We start from the raw sequence: 16,344 nt of genomic DNA, 5'->3' as shown, positions 1-16,344 counted from the left end.
TTATGCAATTATTTATTTCGTTTGTGAAATAGATTCTTAATTGAAAAAGTATGCCAGTTTTGGCATACTTAGACTATAGTCATCTGAAGGGGGTTATTTCGTGAAGCAGTTGGAACGTGAACGACAAATGATTCAGATTTTGGAGGCCATTCAGACTTACGGCAACGTGTCACAGGCTGCTGAAGCGCTGTTTATGACCCAGCCGACAGTCAGTAAAATCATCCGCAATCAAGAAAAACAGTACGGCATATCGTTTCTCGATCGAACCGAACACCCGTTGAAACTTACCTACGCCGGTGAATTTTATCTTGACCGGGTTCGCAAACTGGTCGCCGACTATCAAACGATGAGTCACGATCTCAGCAACTTCGCTGATAACCGGGTCGGGCGGCTCACCATTGGCGTGAACCAGTCGCTAGCACAAGTGGTACTGCCCGCTGTGTTACCGGAATTTCATGAGCGGTACCCGCAAATTCAGGTTCAACTGAGTGAAAAAACTTCCGCGACGATGGAAGAGGAAGTCCTGAACCAGGAGCTGGATCTGTACGTTGGCATCACACCGGCTTATAATGAACGTCTTCACTATCAGCGACTCTACACGGATGGTGGCGTGTTGCTGATTCCTAAACAGCGCGCCATTGAAGATGCACCGGAGGAATTGTTAGACGTCAGTCCGTTGATCAACGGCCGCGACTTCATTGTCGAAACCGAACGTACCGGTTTCCAGCGCATCGTCAACTCGTATCTGACCAAGTATAATGTGCGGCCAAACATCGTGCTTCGGACCGCCAACATCACGACTGCAATGAGTCTGACGGCTGGCGGCATGGGCGCCACTATTGCGCCGCTGTCCGCGCTGACACCGGAACTTACGGCGCAGACCCAGGTCGTTAAATTGACCCCCACCGCGCTGCAGTGCGACATCGCCATCGTTTACAACAACCAAAATGAGCCTACCAAACAGGCACAGAGTTTTATTGAACTTGCTAACAGAATTTTTGAAACCACACACGAGGAGCGCGAGTAATCTTGCTGCATAAACAATACTACGGATTAGGTACGGCCATTAATCTGACCGTGGCTGAACCCGCTACCGAAGCCGACCTGACTGCCGGCTACCAACTCATTCAACACTACGAAGACCTGCTGACTGTCAACCGCGACCAGTCCGAGGTCATGTCCATCAACCATGCGGCCGGTGACCATGCCGTTGGCGTGTCGCCCATCACCTATCAGTTGATCAAAAAAGCCGTCGCTGTAAGTGCCATGCATTTGGGCTTTAACGTGGCCATTGGTCCGCTCGTAAAACTGTGGGCAATTGGGTTCGATGGTGCCAACCTGCCAAAGGATACCGACATCCAGGAACGGTTACAATTAATCGACCCGGCTAACATTGAACTCAACGATGAACGCCAGACCGTTTTTCTGACCAAGAAAGGTATGGAACTCGACCTTGGAGCCATCGCGAAAGGTTACATTGCCGACGCCATTAAAACACTGTGGCTGACCCGCGGCGTCAAGACTGGAATCATTGACCTTGGCGGCAACATTTTGTTAGTCGGCCCCAGCACCCACGACGACCTCAAGTGGCGCGTAGGCATTCAGAGCCCTGACGAGAAGCGTGATGTACCAGCCGGTGTTTTGAATACTGTGGAGAAATCGCTAGTCACTTCTGGCATCTACGAGCGGTTCTTAGTTATCAACGGTCAAGAATACCATCACATGTTCGATTCTCACACCGGCTACCCAATCAAAAACGATCTCGCCAGTGTCACAATTGTTAGCAATCAGTCGATTGATGGCGACATTTGGACGACCCAAGCATTTTATCAGGGCATCGAAAAAGGACCCGCGTTAATTGAGGCCCAACCCGGCCTGGAAGCCGTGTTTGTGACCCGTAACCATGAAGTTGCTGTGACAAGCGGCATCACTGATACATTCCGGTTAGTTGATAGCGAGTATCACATGATCAACACCAATTAGGATCGGAGGCCATTACATGGAAGATGACGTTTTAAAAAATATCGGTACGATTGCCCGCGCTTTAGACGCCATTGCAAATGTCGAGTTCAAACAATTTGACTTGACCAAGGGCCAATACGTTTATTTAGTCCGCATTTGCGAACACCCCGGCATCGTGCAGAGTCACCTGGCCGAATTGGTTAAAATCGACCGGTCAACCGCTGCTCGGGCCATTAAAAAGCTTGAAGCAAGCGGCCTGATTGCACGTAAAAAGCAACCTGGAAATGACAAGAATAAAGCACTCTTTCCGACTGATAAGGGACTCGCCATTTACCCAACCCTAAAACGCGAAAACGACTACTCAAACGAGATCGCGCTCACTGGTATCAGCGAGACGGATCGGCAAAAATTACTGGCTTTAACGAAACAGATGGCGCAGAACGTTGCTGCTGATTGGACGCTGGTCAAGGATGGGCATAAACGGCCATATTAGTTTTAGTTGTATTTACCACAAAATGAAGCTATACTCAAAGTAGTCATTTAAGTCACAGGAGGCCTGCCAATGTTACTAGTCAAACACACCAACGAGTTAACCCCTCAGCAACTGATCACCATTCTGAAAGCCCGGGTCGCGGTCTTCGTAGTCGAACAAAATTGTCCTTATCAGGAAGTGGACGACGATGATTTTGATGACCTGCACGTTGCCCTTTTCAACGATACCGGCGACTTGCAGGCTTACACACGGGTCATGGATCGGAATACTGAAGTCAATTTCGGCCGGGTACTTGTTGCGGAACAATTCCGGAAAGCCGGTTTTGGACGAAAAATCGTTCAGACAACACTAGATGTCATTGCCGAGCGCTATCCAAATAAACCAATCAAGATCCAGGCCCAGGCCTACCTGCAACAATTTTATGAAGATTTTGGATTTCAGGCCCAGTCTGATGTTTATCTTGAGGATGACATTCCGCATTTAGATATGGCGCTGACGCCGATTCAAAAATAACGCGTGACAAAAAAAGCATCGTAACGTGACCGACAATGGTCGCTAACCGTTACGATGTTTTTTTGTGACTTCATTTATTTCAATCGTTCCATCTGTGGCTTGATCACCGTCGACCACATACTCTTCAGCACAACATAGGCCACAACAACGCCGACCAAGGCGCTTAGAAAGAAGCTGGGTACAAACACCCACAACGCGCCTTTAGTGCCGAGAAAAAGTGCCGCAACCGGATAGGCAACAAAAGCGCCGATGATGCCAGTTCCGATCAACTCACCCAAAACTGCACCAATTAGGCGTTTCGTGTAGCGGAATAACCAGCCGCTCATGAATGCCCCAATCATACTGCCAGGGAAGGCCAGAATCGTACCTGTACCCATGATGTTGCGAATCAGGGACGTTAAAAATGCTTGCGTGGTTGCCCACCACGGCCCTAGCAGGACACCCGAAAGTACGTTGATCAAATGTTGCATTGGGGCGACCTTTGCCACCCCAACTGTAAACTCAAATAAACTGCCGCCGATGACACCTAGTGCCACCAACACTGACGTTAATGCGAGATAGTACACGCGTTTTGTCATGATACCAAATAACCCCTTTATTTAGTCTAGCAGCGGGTATTTTTTGGCAACTAAACTGGTCAAATAGACCCCCACGCCTAAAAGTAAGAGCAGGAAGAACGTAGTGCCCAAGAAAAAGTCCAATTTTTGCAGCCAAGAATAACCCACAACACCAATCAGCCACCAAACAAAGTTCAACCAAACGGCCAGCCGGGCGTGCAGGAAGAACACGCTGACAAAGAGAATCGCAAACAACGGCGCGAAGACAGCCCCAATGGCGTACAGGAAGTTTTCGTAGTAGGTCATTGAAACCCCCAACGCGATCAGTAACCCAAGGAGCGTCACGACAATCGCAATCAAATTCACGCGCTTGGTCTTCACCAGGTTCGCAATGTTGGTTGCCGCCGAATAAGCGTCCATGAAGGTCGTGGTCACCGTCGAGAAAACGATAATGAACAGCGCAACAATACCCAGTTTGGTTTGCGACAGTGCCACCGTGAAGTTTGACTCACCCGTTAAAATCACGGTGAACATGCCCAGCGCAAACATCCCGAAACTGGCGATAAAGTAGCCGCTGACACTCGCTAAACTAGCCTGAAACGGCTTGTCTGTATGTTGCGTATAGTCCCCGATCAGCGGTAACCAGGACAGCGCCATTGTGACACTCAATTCAACGGCCGACCCAAAACTCATGGGAGCCAAATTAGAAGTTGAATGACTGCCGCCATGAGCCACAATCGTCCACAGAATCATGATCATCCCAAGCGCTAACAGAACAACGATGGCGTTATTGATTTTGAATAACCACTCGTGATCCATTAACAGCCAAACGATGATCAAAACGGCCACGATAAGCGACATCACCACCGCGGACTGATAGTGGAATAGCGTTTTTGCGATACCGTTCATCGCCTGTTGTGCATTGACGATCATTACCGCCGTCCAGCCTAATAGTTGAACCGCATTTAGGATTGAAAACAGCCCGACACCCGCACTGCCAAAAACAGTGTTAGTTGCTTGAATCGCCGTTTGATCCTGTTTTGCCGACAAATAACCCGCCGGCAGCAGGAAGACAAAACAACCAATCAAATGCCCCAACAAGATTGCACTCAGGCCTTCCAGCCAACCCAGCGGCGCCACGAGCGTCCCCGTTACAATTTCAGCGATGGAAATCGCGGCCCCCGCCCACAGCAGAAACAGACCGCTCATTTTCGTGTTACCCAAATGAAAACCCTCCTTATACTCATCTCATCGGTTTATTGACAATAAAAACGAGGATGCTAACACCGTCCACGGTTAACCGCAAACAGTGAAGATCCTCGTTATTTTACCCGATAGATTTCGACACTTTCCTTCGCAAGAATTAACTTAACAGGTTCAAAGGGATCAGAATTGCTTCTATCTCAGCCATTACGGCACCCCTAGTGTGTTTTCAATTAGGTTTAATTTTATCGGTTTATTAGTGTTTTTTCAAGTCAGGTTAACAGATTTTACGCCGATTTTCCGCACTCATTCGGGCATATCGTGCACCGTGACTATTTTGTGACAGCCGTTTTTAAAATCTTCGTGAGTTGCTTGTACTGACTGAGCATCCACTGATCGTAATCTTTACCGGCAGGCAACGTTTCGGTCACTTGTAAGACCGGCACGTTGTTGGTCTTTGCGAGCTTCATAATATTTTCCGTTGTCTTGCTGGTAACCTGACTATTGTTAACGAAAAACGCCACCTTATGCTGCTTGATGCCTGCCTGCATCGTTGCAATCGATTTTGGTGATGGATCACTCTCGTTTTCGATGGCTTCCTCAAATGACTTATTGGCGACGTGAAAGCCGGTTGCTTCTAACGCGTAATCAAATACGGGTTCACTGACATAGACGTTCTTATTCGGCAGTTTCTCCGCTAGTTGTTTGATCGTTGCAATCTCAGTTTTAATGTTCGCCAAAGTCTTAATATATTTTTGCGCGTTCTTCTCAAAATAGGCCTTATTTTTCGGTTGTTGCTTACTAAACGTTGTTGCTAATTTGTTTGCCAGCTTCGGCATGGTGGCCGGATTGTACCAAATGTGCGGGTTATCGCCATCCTTTTTTCCCATTAAATCGTTACCGACCTTAATGTTGGTGGCCTTGCTATTGGCGGTCAGCTTCGTCATCCAGCTGTCATACCCGATGCCGTTTGCCACAGTCACATCGGCTGCGTGTACCTCCTTAGCCACTGCTGGTGTCGGTTCGTAATCGTGAGGATCAACTGAAGGCTTATTGATGATTGCGTGTACTGTACCCTTGTTGCCTAAAACCGCCCGGGCTGCTTCACCATAAAAATCAGTACTGGTCACCACGTCAATTTGATTTCCCTTGCTAGTTGATGATGCCTTGCCGCAACCGGTCAGCGCAGCACCAACCCCAATCAGTGCAACGATGACAGCTAAACTGCGTCCTAATCTACCTCTAAACATTCTAAAAGACCTCCAAATAATTTAAATAGTAATTATTACGTTTTATAGATTAACAAAGTCAAGCAATTTTGTAAATAGTAAATATTACGTTTTACAAAGTTGTAAGCTCTTTGCTTGCCTTAACACCCCGTTTCATGGATAATGCTAAACCGTAACCGTTATTCTTTTAGAATACGGCAGATTGTGCGTGTACTTATTGTAAGAGTGTGAAGCAAGGCGTTTAAAGGGCGGAGTGTAAGCAACTTTCGGCATGAAATCCCGGGCTTGGATTTGATGACGGAAGTTGCTTACACAGTAGCCCTTTGCCTGGCTGAACACGTTTCGACCAGAGTGTGAAGCAAGCCGTTTAAGGAGCGGAGCGTAAGTGACTTTGGATCGGAAATCCCGGGCTTGGATTTCTAAGCCGAAGTTGCTTACGCAGTAGCGCCTTGCCTGGCTGAGCACGTTTCGACCAGAGTGTGAAGCAAGGCGTTTAAGGAGCGGAGCGTAAGTGGCTTTGGATCGGAAATCCCGGGCTTGGATTTCTAAGCCGAAGTTGCTTATGCAGTAGCGCCTTGCCTTACTGAGCACGTTTCAAACAGCAACCGAAAGCACCATTACCCATACATCACATCATTTAGGAGGCCAAAATTTGGCAAAGAAATCAAAAATCGCAAAGCTTCAACGGCAACAACAATTAGTCGCAAAGTATGCAGATTTGCGCCGTCAACTGAAAAAAGAAGGTAACTATGAGGCACTTGCCAAGTTACCAAAGGACTCAAACCCAGTTCGTCTGCACAACCGTGACCGGATTGACGGCCGACCACACGGTTATATGCGCAAATTTGAAATGTCCCGCCTCAATTTCCGGTTATACGCCCATCTAGGGCAGATTCCTGGTGTTAGAAAGGCAAGCTGGTAACCGTACAACCGGTTATAAGCCGATAGAACAGGCGTAAGGACTGGTGTTAAATCCGGCTCCTTGCACCTTAACAACCAAACAAAATAAGCGTTCCGTTTTTGGCCGATTAATAACCAAAAGCGGAACGTTTTTCGTATCTACAAGTATATTCAATTAAGCCAATCTATGCCTTTTCGACCACTTGAGGTACCTGAATCACATACCGCCCATAGTCCGGCAGATCAACAATACGCACCGGCATCTCAAACACATCCGTCAGCAACTGCTCATTAATGACATCTTGTGAGGAACCGGCCTTCACTAACGTCCCATTTTTTATCAACCAGACTGCGTCACTCACCTGTAACGCTTGGTTTATATCATGCAGGACCAGAATCACCGTGATGCCTTGATCTTGCTGCAGCTGCTTGATCAGCACCATTAACTCCCCCTGGTAACGGATATCGAGGTAAGTCGTGGGTTCGTCCAAAAACAAATAACTCGGCTCTTGCGCTAATGCCATGGCAATCCAGACACGTTGCTGCTGGCCGCCAGACAGCGATGTAAGTGAGCGTTCAGCATAATCCGTCAGTTGAACCTGGTCTAAAAATGAGGCCACCTCCGCATCCGCCACCGTGTCCAGCAAACTATGAAACGGACGCCGGCCAATTTTAACGGCTTCAAGCACGGTCATATCATCGAATAGCTGATGTTGTTGACTGACCACCGCAATCTGGGCCGCGCGCGCTTTCAATGAATAATCACCAAGCGGCTTTCCTGCCAGCAAAATTTGACCGGCACTGGGCTTCAACTGCCCATCCAATAAAGCTAAGAGGGTCGATTTACCGGCACCATTTGGCCCTAAAATCGTTAATATCTGACCTTCCGGCACCTGAGCTGTGAAATCAGTGATAAGTTGTTTACCCGTTTGATATCCAAAGTTAACGTGTTTCAGTTCCACGACCAAGGCCCCCTTTGAAAACCAGAAGAATCAAGAACGGTCCACCAATCACTGTCATTAACGTCGCGACTGGCAATTCGCTTGGCAGTATGATCAACCTGCCGATCGTGTCGCCCAGCAACAACAGCCAAGCACCGCTCAGCATCGAAAATGGAATCAACGTCTGGTAATCGTGCCCGACCAGTTTACGGGCAATGTTTGGCACAATGATGCCAACAAACGGAATCGTCCCCAGCGCTGAGGTAACCGTTGCTGACAAGAAGACGACCAGTGCCAGTAACCCTACCCGCAAGACTTTGACAGGCATTCCAGCGGCGGTCAGTTGGGCATCCGCCACTTTTAAGTTGTTAGCCCAAGGTGCCAACACAAGTGCAAGAATCAGGCCGAAACCACCGACAATCAGCAAAGTCAGGGTCGAATCCCAGGTAATGCCGTTTAAACTCGTGTCAGAATTAACATCGATACCTTTCGTGAACAACGTTGTAAACCCTTGAAAAGTCAGGTTCAGTGCAACCCCAACGATAATCAGCATGTAGGGTTGCGACAGCGTGTGACGATTCGTAAGCAGGGCGAGTGCAAGCACTCCACCCAGTAGTGCTAAGATTAGTTTTTCAAAAGGCAGGCCCGGCAGCAAAAAACTGCCAAGCAGGATGAACAGATCACCCGCACTTGTTACACCAAGAATGGTCGGGTCTGCTAACCGGTTACGAAACACCGACTGGCTTAACGCGCCAGCAACCGCTAGCACTCCGCCACCAATGAGACTCGCCACCAACCGCGGCAAACGAAAAGTGAGGACGTTGTTTAAAACGTCTGGATTTGTACCCACCAAGGCATGCCAGAGCTGAATCGGCGTGTAAAATGTCACGCCAAACATCAGCGCAATGACACTGGTTACCAAAAGACCAACCAGCACGATACCGTAAGCCCAGCCTGCTTTTGACATCGATGTTTCCCCCTTTAATAAAGATATGTAGTCAGAAACCGGTTATTTAATTGACCACCGGTTTCTGTTCAAGACTCAATTGTTAGTACTCTAGCACTTAGCCAGTGCCTTTTAGACACCAACTTGGAAGTGATTATGAAAACTGTCTTCAAAACGGTTGTCCCCATGTCCTACTTTGTGGGATACAGCCACTTTGAAACTAATCCCAGCGCTTTAGCAGCTCGCATGTTGGCAGTTGCATCAAAGTTTGGTTCCTGCAGGTCATACACGCGTTTATGCTGAACAGCCGGTGTGTTTTTCCAAAACGACTGCTGCTTAAATTCCGTATTGAACTGGTCGATAACTAAGCTTGGCATCGCGTGGGCTAATCTCAAAATCACCTGTGGCCGTGACTTTTCGATTGCTTCATCACTAGGTTCAATGTAAGACTGACTCTTCGACATGAAGACGTTTTTACCACCAGCCAGACGTACTAAATCACCAACGTATGATTTATTGGTACAAATCATGTACCCGGCGCCGGGCATGCCCAGCAATAAGAGCACCCGTGGTTTCGTCTTGCCAACCGCGCGTTTTTTGGCTGTTGTTTCGGCGTGGTTAATTTCCGTGATTGCCGACTTAGCCTCAGTTTTTCGGTCATACTCATTGCCCATCTTCGCGAGCGTGTGTTTTAAACTGGTTACGCTTTGCAGCGACAAAAAGTGAGGTTTGATATGTTGCTGTTTGAACGATTTGCCAAACTGGTCCTTCAGTACAGCAACTGAATAAACCGTTGTCGGGTGCGTTGAGGCGATTTTTTCTGCGCTGGGACTCATGGGACTGCCTACTCGTGTCACGTTTTTGTAACGGGCCGGAATTTTATTCTCGGTGGTCGGCACACCAACCAACGGTAAGTTTAACCGGTCAGAAATCTGTACAATCGCATACGTTGTCGCGACGATCCGCGGACTTTTAGTCTTTGTCGCTGTTGTGTGCACAGCAAGGGCGCCAATAATACCAAAAACGACAATAAGCGTGATGACAATACCCGCAATTTTTCGTGGCGATTTCACCCTAATCCCCCCTGCTATGACGACCACGTCCACCGGCTAACCACAGGGCACCGCCGCCAACAATGACGATAATGGCAACAATTCCCGAAATCAAGACTGGTAATTTTGATTTCGTTTGACTGTGATCTTTCTTATCCTCAGACGTTGCAGTTGCCTTTTTTTGAGGCGTTGACGAGACAACTGCCGAACTACTGGAGGAACTGCTGCTAGCCGATGACGCTTTACTATTGCTTGATGTCGCAGCGGCTGCGCTGGCAGCTTGTTTGCTGCTGTCATCCTTAGCCTTAATGGCCTTTAAACGACTCTCATTTGGTTCACTAGTAGCAGCCGTGCTGTTTGCAGTTGCCTTTTTTGTGGACGTTGACGTCTTAGTTGTTGAGGCCGCACGGGTCGCAGCAACCGCATGAGACTTACTCGTTAAACTGGGCAGACCAGCCGTACTGAATTTAAATGTGATCATGTGTGTTGCCTTGTAAACTTTTGGAATATTAACCGTTAATTTTCCGTTGATCCGTTTTTTAAGATTGGTCGTGACAAACGAATAGTACAGATTTGAATTACCGGCACTATCCTTCACTTTTCGCACATTTTTAGGCTTAGCGCCATTAACCGAAATGACTTTAACGGGAAACGACGATAGTTTCTTTGCCGTTTTAATGCGCATCGTTACGACATACTTGTGGTTTTTAACCACAACGCTAGCGGGACGGACATAGTAACCGCTGGCCATGGACGTTTTGTTAGTACCATAAACAAGCGCTTGGTAGTTGATCGCCTTAGCGAACGCAGGCTGAGTCTGGATACTAAAGATAAACGCGATTGCCACGCCGATGCCCAACAACCAGCGTTTTATTGTTTGTTTCATGCTGCGTGCCCCCTCTTATAAATGGTAAACCCAATGAGCGATGTCACTGCAAGAAGACCCAGGAAGAACAGGCTTTGCTGTTTTTGTTCATCGGTTTGCGGCAGCGTCCCCTTTGCTGTCCGAGCAGTACTGCTATCCGGTGAGTATTTAACGCTTGCCTTATGAGTTGGCGTGGTGCCCGTTGTTGACTTACCGGAACCATTACCAGCAGTTGCTGCATCAGCAGCGGTAGTTGTTTTATCACTGTTTGAGTTTGCGGTAGACGACACAGCGGCATGACTAAATTTAAACCGAATACTAAAGTCCTCGTTGATACCTACCATCGGTACCGTCACGTGAATCGTGCCCGGAATGATTTTATCGAGCGCACTTAGTGAAGCAACGTCAAAACTATAGCTGACGGTGTAATTACTACCAGAAGTGCCATACTTAATATTTTCGGCCTTCTGACCATTGACTGTTAACGGAATGACACCCTTAGCACCCATACCTAAGCTTTTGGCAAAGCTGACTGTTAATGTAACTTGATACTTGTCATCGGAGATCTTTTTGATGACCGCCTTGTGGGTGTAATATTGATCAGCATCGGATTTCGTATCTTCATCGGCTTTGAGAACTGTATAAGTCCAGCCCTCAGTTGGGTCGGTTGTTGTTGCAGCAGCTGCTTTCGCCGCTGCTTTTGTTGTTTTGGTGGCGGCCTGCGTGCCAGATCCCGCACTTGAACTGCTGTTGGTACTGGAAGAAACGCTGCTGGAAGATGATGAGCCAGAGTCACCTGAAATACCGGTCAAATCGCTAAAATTAAGTCGAATACCAAATTCTTCGTCCATATTAAACGATGGCACAGTCACGTGAATTGTTGCCGGAATTGGACTGTCCAGCACAGACTTTGAATCAATAGTAAAGCTATACGTGCAAGTGTAGTTATCGCCTGATTCACCATAGGACACATCAGACACTGCCTTACCATTTACCGTTTCGGGCACTAGTCCCTGCTGAGTCATCTCGGCTTTCGGGTACGCTGCAGTCACCGTTACTTTAATTGACCCATCTGATAACGTCTCTAAAACAGCGCTGCCTGTATAAAACTTGTTCGCATCAGAAAGGACATCCGAGTCACTCTTTAAAACATTGTACTGCAGCGAAGATGTTTCGGTTGAACTGCTCGATGCCGACGAACTAGAAGAACTCGAAGCAGTACTGTCGGCACTGGTGTCTGCGTTTGACTCACTTGATGATGAAGCAGCTGAAACGCCGGTCAGGTCGCTAAAATTAAGTCGAATACCAAATTCTTCATCCATATTAAACGACGGCACAGTCATGTGAATCGTTGCCGGAATCGGACTGTCCAAATCAGATTCTGACGCAACGGTGAAACTGTATGTGCAGGTGTAGTTATCACCGGATTCACCGTAGGACACATCCGACACCGCCTTACCATTCACTGTCTCAGGCACCAAATCTTTCTGACCCATTTCCGCCTTGGGATATGCTGCCGTCACTGTGACTTTGATCGACCCATCTGACAACGTCTCTAATTCAGCACTACCAGTGTAAAAATTGTTAGCATCGGAAAGCACGTCCGAATCACTCTTCAAAATATTGTATTGCAGGGAAGTCGTATCAGCTGAACTGCTTGAAGAAGTCGTACTGCTGGCTTTGCTGCTTGAAGTAGCTGTACTGCTAGACGAATCACTAACTGAGCTTGAACTGTCCGCAAGTGCAGAACTGACAGAACTCGAAGAGGTCAGTGCGCTAACTGCACTCGTTGCGTCACTGCTTGACGACGCACTGGAACTTGCGGTCGAACTGCTGCTTGTTGCAGTTGAAGAACTCGTAGCCGAAGAACTTGCGGCTGAAGAACTATCACTAGTAGCAGCATTTAAATCTGGTACACCGCTCCAATCGATGTGCAGATCGGCCTTTTCGTTCATCTTAAACAAGCCAAAGAAATCGATTACAAAACCAATCGTCACTGGCGATGTTTTATCAGCGACACTAAAGTTCCAATAAACCCCACTGTCACCATCCGAAGTACCCTTTGTTGCGCTGGTATCATTGATCGTAATAGCATCGATTAATGCTGACCCAGATGATAAAAGATCCAGTGAGACATCATACTTATCGCCATCTGGCGTCACCGTGGCATTGCTGTTGAAAAAACCATCCGCCTCTGATTTAGTACTTGTTCCAGTCTTATCCATTTCAATCGGCACCGTATATGTAGTCGCTGCCCGTGCCTGTGTGGTCGTGGCACCCAGCCCCAGCGCGAAAAAGAACAACGCCCCCAGGATGCCAATGACTTGCTTTAACCCCTTAATTTTCATGTTACGTCCTCCTACGAACCATATATAATTGCAAAAATCAGTCATACACATTTGGTATATTTAATAGAATATCCCCTCCGTTTTTAAATAAGATCATTTGTAATTTCACTTATCAGGTGATTAGAAAGAATCTAAATTGAATCAATAATAAATTAACTATCATGCAAAATAAGGCACGCGTCAACCGATAAGTCTTGTAAATACGGCTTTTCTACAAATTTATGTAATCGCATTCAAATTATGTGGAATTGAATATTTCGTATATAATTTTGGAATGAGTTTTACACAACACTTTTCGGATTTCTATTTGTTTTATAGAACTGATAATCAAAAAAGGCATTGATTGTTTTTTCATGGAAATCCTGCGCCATCTTTCAGGGAGTAACTCTCAGACCTACTCTGGAAGAGTGACTTTCTTGCGTACTCATCATTTAGACACGCTCCGTTGCGCAATTTCTTCGTGTTAAATTCTCTGAAAAGGTAATGGAAGTCTGTGTCAACGGGTTAGAATCTCAAAATCAGGTTTCCTTCTTTCTAGGCACCATTGCCGAAACGTGCTCCAGAAGGACAGAGGCCTACTGCATAAGCCAACTGTGACAAAAATGCCAGGTTCAGGCATTTCTGCCTTGATTGGCTTTTTCTAGGCACCATTGCCGAAACGTGCTCCAGAAGGGCAGAGGGCTACTGCATAAGCCAACTGTGGCAAAAATGCCAGGTTCAGGCATTTCTGCCTTGATTGGCTTTTTCTAGGCACCATTGCTGAAACGTGCTCCAGAAGGGCAGAGGGCTACTGCATAAGCCAACTGTGACAAAAATGCCAGGTTCAGGCATTTCTGTCACAGTTGGCTTATGCTCCGCCCTCTAACCGCCCTTCTTCCGCACTCTGATTGACTTTCCCCCACCAACCCCTATAATCAAACATATACAAGAGCGTGAAATCGGTTACAAATAGGTGTTTTTAGCGCATCCGTTTCACTCAATGGAGGGGATTATTATGCTCGAGCTGCAGCATTTAAAAAAGTACTATCAGGTGGGTGACACGACTACAAAGGCACTGGACGATGTCTCGGTGTCTTTTCGTAAACAGGAATTCGTTGCCATCCTTGGTCCCAGCGGTTCTGGGAAGACCACGTTACTAAACAATATTGGCGGGTTGGACGTCTATGACTCCGGCGATTTGATTATCAAGGGGAAGTCCACTAAACAGTTCAAAGCATCCGACTGGGACGCTTACCGGAACAATTCCGTTGGGTTTATTTTTCAAAGCTATAATCTGATTGGCCACCTCGGAATCATCGATAACGTTGAGTTAGGGATGACGCTCAGTGGCGTGTCAGCTGCGGAGAAAAAAGAAAAGGCCATCACCGCTTTGAAACGCGTTGGACTGGGTGAACATATGTATAAGAAGCCCAATCAACTTTCTGGTGGGCAAATGCAACGGGTGGCCATTGCGCGGGCAATTGCCAACGACCCAGAAATTTTGTTGTGTGACGAACCGACTGGCGCGCTTGATACTGAAACCAGTCAGGAAATTATGCAGATCATCAAAGAACTATCCAAGGAACGGCTTGTCATCATGGTTACACATAACCCGGATTTAGCCGACCAGTACGCCGACCGGATCATTCGTTTTGAAGATGGAAAAATCGTAAACGACACCAACCCTTACGATGAAAAGGAAGAAAACGAGCAGTTCAAGTTAACCAAGACGAAAATGACCTATTGGACAGCGTTGAAATTGTCATTTACCAACATCCGCACTAAAAAAGGGCGAACATTCTTGACGGCGTTCGCATCCAGTATCGGGATCATCGGGATTGCAATTGTGCTGGCCCTTTCCAATGGGTTCCAAAAACAAATTAACCAAACGCAATCCAATACGCTGGCCCAGTATCCCGTAACGATCTCACAGACCGCCACTTCACAGACCACGGCTAACGACACCAGCAAGAAGGAACACTTCTCCAAGGATAAATCCGTTGTGGCTGAAATCAGTGAACAGGATAAATCACAACACACAAATAAGATCACACAAAAATATGTGAGCTATATCAAAAAACTAAACCCTAGTTATAGTAAGAATGTGGGTATTACGTACACCACAGGGATGAACCTGTTGCGCGACGTCAATGGCAAGGTCAAGCCGGTTGAGTTATCTAATGACAGTCAATCCAAATCAAGCAGCATGAACATGTCTAGCGCCCTAGCCAGTACCGCGGGCATCGGCGTTTCGTCCTACCCCACTGACAATCAAGGCAAAGCCAGTTTCTTAAAGAAGCACTACAAGGTCATGGCCGGTAATTATCCGACCAAGGCCACCGATGTTGTTTTAATTATCAATAAGGACAATTCAACGAACATCAACGCACTGAAAAACTTAGGCTTTAACGTCAAAAACAATCAGAAGGTCAATTTCAACAAGATTGTGGGCACCACCTTCAAGACCGTCAACAACGACACGTACTACAAGTCCGCCGCCGGCATGTACCTGCCAAATACCGACTACAAGACCATGTACAATAATAGCAGCAACAAAACGTTACGTGTCGTTGGTGTTTTACGCGTCCGGTCAGCGAATGAAGAGGATATCCTTGCGACCGGATTTGCCTATAGCGATAATTTAACCAAGGCATTGGTCGATCAAAATGCCGATTCAAAAATCGTCAAGGCTCAAAAGGCCAGTTCACGAAATGTGCTGACTGGAGCAACACTAAGTTCGTCTTCTGACAAGACGCAACTCGTCTCAGCCCTGGGCGGTTCCAAGATTCCATCTAGCATCATGATCTACCCGAATAACTTCAAGAATAAGGACAAGGTTCTGAGCTACTTGGACGCTTACAACAAGGGCAAGTCCAAGGCAGACAAGGTGATTTATACCGATATGGCCGGTTCAGTGTCTAAGCTGACTGGCGGGCTCATGGATGCCATCACCTATGTACTGATTGCGTTTGCCGGAATTTCTCTGGTTACCAGCATGATCATGATCAGCATCATCACCTACACTTCAGTACTGGAACGGACCAAGGAAATTGGGGTTCTCAAAGCATTGGGTGCTCGGAAAAAGGATATCACCCGGGTATTCGATGCGGAAACAGCAATTCTCGGTGTGGCTTCTGGGCTTATCGGGATTTTCATCGCCTGGGCCGCGACGTTCCCAATCAACGCCGTGCTCAAGAGCATGACCAATTTGAGTAACGTGTCTCAATTGAACCCGACGGCAGCCATCGTCCTGATTTTGATCAGTACTATTCTCACCGTATTGGGCGGTCACATTCCAGCGCGGATGGCATCGAAGAAGGATGCTGCGACAGCGTTACGAACGGAATAACCCTCAG

14 protein-coding genes and 1 riboswitch are annotated in these 16,344 nt (G+C 47.2%); of the genes, 6 read left to right on the top strand and 8 right to left on the bottom strand.

Annotation, left to right across the window (positions count from 1 at the left end; translation table 11 throughout):
• The first annotated feature begins 100 nt into the window (after positions 1 to 100).
• From FC82_RS10020 to FC82_RS10005, 4 genes are all read left to right on the top strand, one after another.
• A complete protein-coding gene (locus tag FC82_RS10020; RefSeq protein WP_056996904.1) occupies positions 101 to 1,027 on the top strand; it encodes a LysR family transcriptional regulator in 927 nt (308 codons plus the stop codon).
• 2 nt (positions 1,028 to 1,029) lie between these two features.
• Entirely contained in the window at positions 1,030 to 1,983 is a 954-nt protein-coding gene (locus FC82_RS10015) for an FAD:protein FMN transferase (protein WP_054761320.1), read from the top strand.
• A 16-nt stretch (positions 1,984 to 1,999) separates the two neighbouring features.
• Positions 2,000 to 2,455 carry a MarR family winged helix-turn-helix transcriptional regulator gene (locus FC82_RS10010; RefSeq protein WP_056996903.1) on the top strand — a complete coding sequence of 152 codons (456 nt, stop codon included), beginning with the start codon at positions 2,000 to 2,002 and terminating at the stop codon, positions 2,453 to 2,455.
• Between the two features lie 69 nt (positions 2,456 to 2,524).
• Entirely contained in the window at positions 2,525 to 2,968 is a 444-nt protein-coding gene (locus FC82_RS10005) for a GNAT family N-acetyltransferase (RefSeq protein WP_054761322.1), read from the top strand.
• Between the two features lie 74 nt (positions 2,969 to 3,042).
• Here the strand turns inward: FC82_RS10005 and thiW are convergent, their stop codons facing one another.
• From thiW to FC82_RS09990, 3 genes are all read right to left on the bottom strand, one after another.
• On the bottom strand, positions 3,043 to 3,546 hold the full coding sequence (gene thiW / locus FC82_RS10000; RefSeq protein ID WP_054761324.1) for an energy coupling factor transporter S component ThiW: 504 nt from the start codon (positions 3,544 to 3,546) through the stop codon (positions 3,043 to 3,045).
• A gap of 21 nt (positions 3,547 to 3,567) precedes the next feature.
• A complete protein-coding gene (gene cytX, locus FC82_RS09995) occupies positions 3,568 to 4,749 on the bottom strand; it encodes a putative hydroxymethylpyrimidine transporter CytX (protein ID WP_235809210.1) in 1,182 nt (393 codons plus the stop codon).
• A gap of 108 nt (positions 4,750 to 4,857) precedes the next feature.
• Positions 4,858 to 4,958: riboswitch (TPP riboswitch) on the bottom strand.
• Between the two features lie 102 nt (positions 4,959 to 5,060).
• Complete coding sequence (locus FC82_RS09990) at positions 5,061 to 5,978, bottom strand: metal ABC transporter solute-binding protein, Zn/Mn family (protein WP_056996902.1); 918 nt, start codon at positions 5,976 to 5,978, stop codon at positions 5,061 to 5,063.
• A 631-nt stretch (positions 5,979 to 6,609) separates the two neighbouring features.
• Here FC82_RS09990 and rpsN point away from each other — a divergent pair.
• Positions 6,610 to 6,879, top strand: a complete 270-nt coding sequence (rpsN, locus tag FC82_RS09985; RefSeq protein WP_056996901.1) for a 30S ribosomal protein S14 — start codon at positions 6,610 to 6,612, stop codon at positions 6,877 to 6,879.
• Positions 6,880 to 7,042: 163 nt separating this feature from the next.
• Here the strand turns inward: rpsN and FC82_RS09980 are convergent, their stop codons facing one another.
• The 5 genes from FC82_RS09980 to FC82_RS09960 all read right to left on the bottom strand — a co-directional run bounded on the left by FC82_RS09980 (position 7,043) and on the right by FC82_RS09960 (position 13,009).
• Positions 7,043 to 7,819, bottom strand: coding sequence for an ABC transporter ATP-binding protein (locus tag FC82_RS09980; RefSeq protein WP_056996932.1), 777 nt, complete (start codon positions 7,817 to 7,819; stop codon positions 7,043 to 7,045).
• Positions 7,800 to 8,765 carry a FecCD family ABC transporter permease gene (locus FC82_RS09975; RefSeq protein WP_056996900.1) on the bottom strand — a complete coding sequence of 322 codons (966 nt, stop codon included), beginning with the start codon at positions 8,763 to 8,765 and terminating at the stop codon, positions 7,800 to 7,802. Before FC82_RS09975 ends, FC82_RS09980 begins: the two co-directional genes overlap by 20 nt.
• A gap of 170 nt (positions 8,766 to 8,935) precedes the next feature.
• Positions 8,936 to 9,817, bottom strand: coding sequence for a heme ABC transporter substrate-binding protein IsdE (gene isdE / locus FC82_RS09970; RefSeq protein WP_056996899.1), 882 nt, complete (start codon positions 9,815 to 9,817; stop codon positions 8,936 to 8,938).
• Between the two features lies 1 nt (position 9,818).
• Positions 9,819 to 10,682, bottom strand: coding sequence for an NEAT domain-containing protein (locus tag FC82_RS09965; RefSeq protein ID WP_056996898.1), 864 nt, complete (start codon positions 10,680 to 10,682; stop codon positions 9,819 to 9,821).
• Positions 10,679 to 13,009: an LPXTG cell wall anchor domain-containing protein gene (locus FC82_RS09960; protein WP_056996897.1), complete on the bottom strand. Its 2,331-nt coding sequence runs from the start codon at positions 13,007 to 13,009 to the stop codon at positions 10,679 to 10,681. The genes FC82_RS09965 and FC82_RS09960 overlap by 4 nt, the downstream gene beginning before the upstream one ends.
• 994 nt (positions 13,010 to 14,003) lie before the next feature.
• On the opposite strand from FC82_RS09960, the gene FC82_RS09955 reads away from it, so the two are divergent.
• Positions 14,004 to 16,337, top strand: coding sequence for an ABC transporter ATP-binding protein/permease (locus FC82_RS09955; RefSeq protein WP_056996896.1), 2,334 nt, complete (start codon positions 14,004 to 14,006; stop codon positions 16,335 to 16,337).
• The last annotated feature ends 7 nt before the right edge of the window (positions 16,338 to 16,344 follow it).

Origin of the sequence: Secundilactobacillus collinoides DSM 20515 = JCM 1123 (assembly GCF_001435975.1) — a bacterium.
Taxonomy (GTDB): Bacteria; Bacillota; Bacilli; order Lactobacillales; family Lactobacillaceae; genus Secundilactobacillus; species Secundilactobacillus collinoides.
The sequence above is the reverse complement of the archived record's forward strand: the minus strand, read 5'-3'. Positions and strand labels throughout refer to the sequence as shown.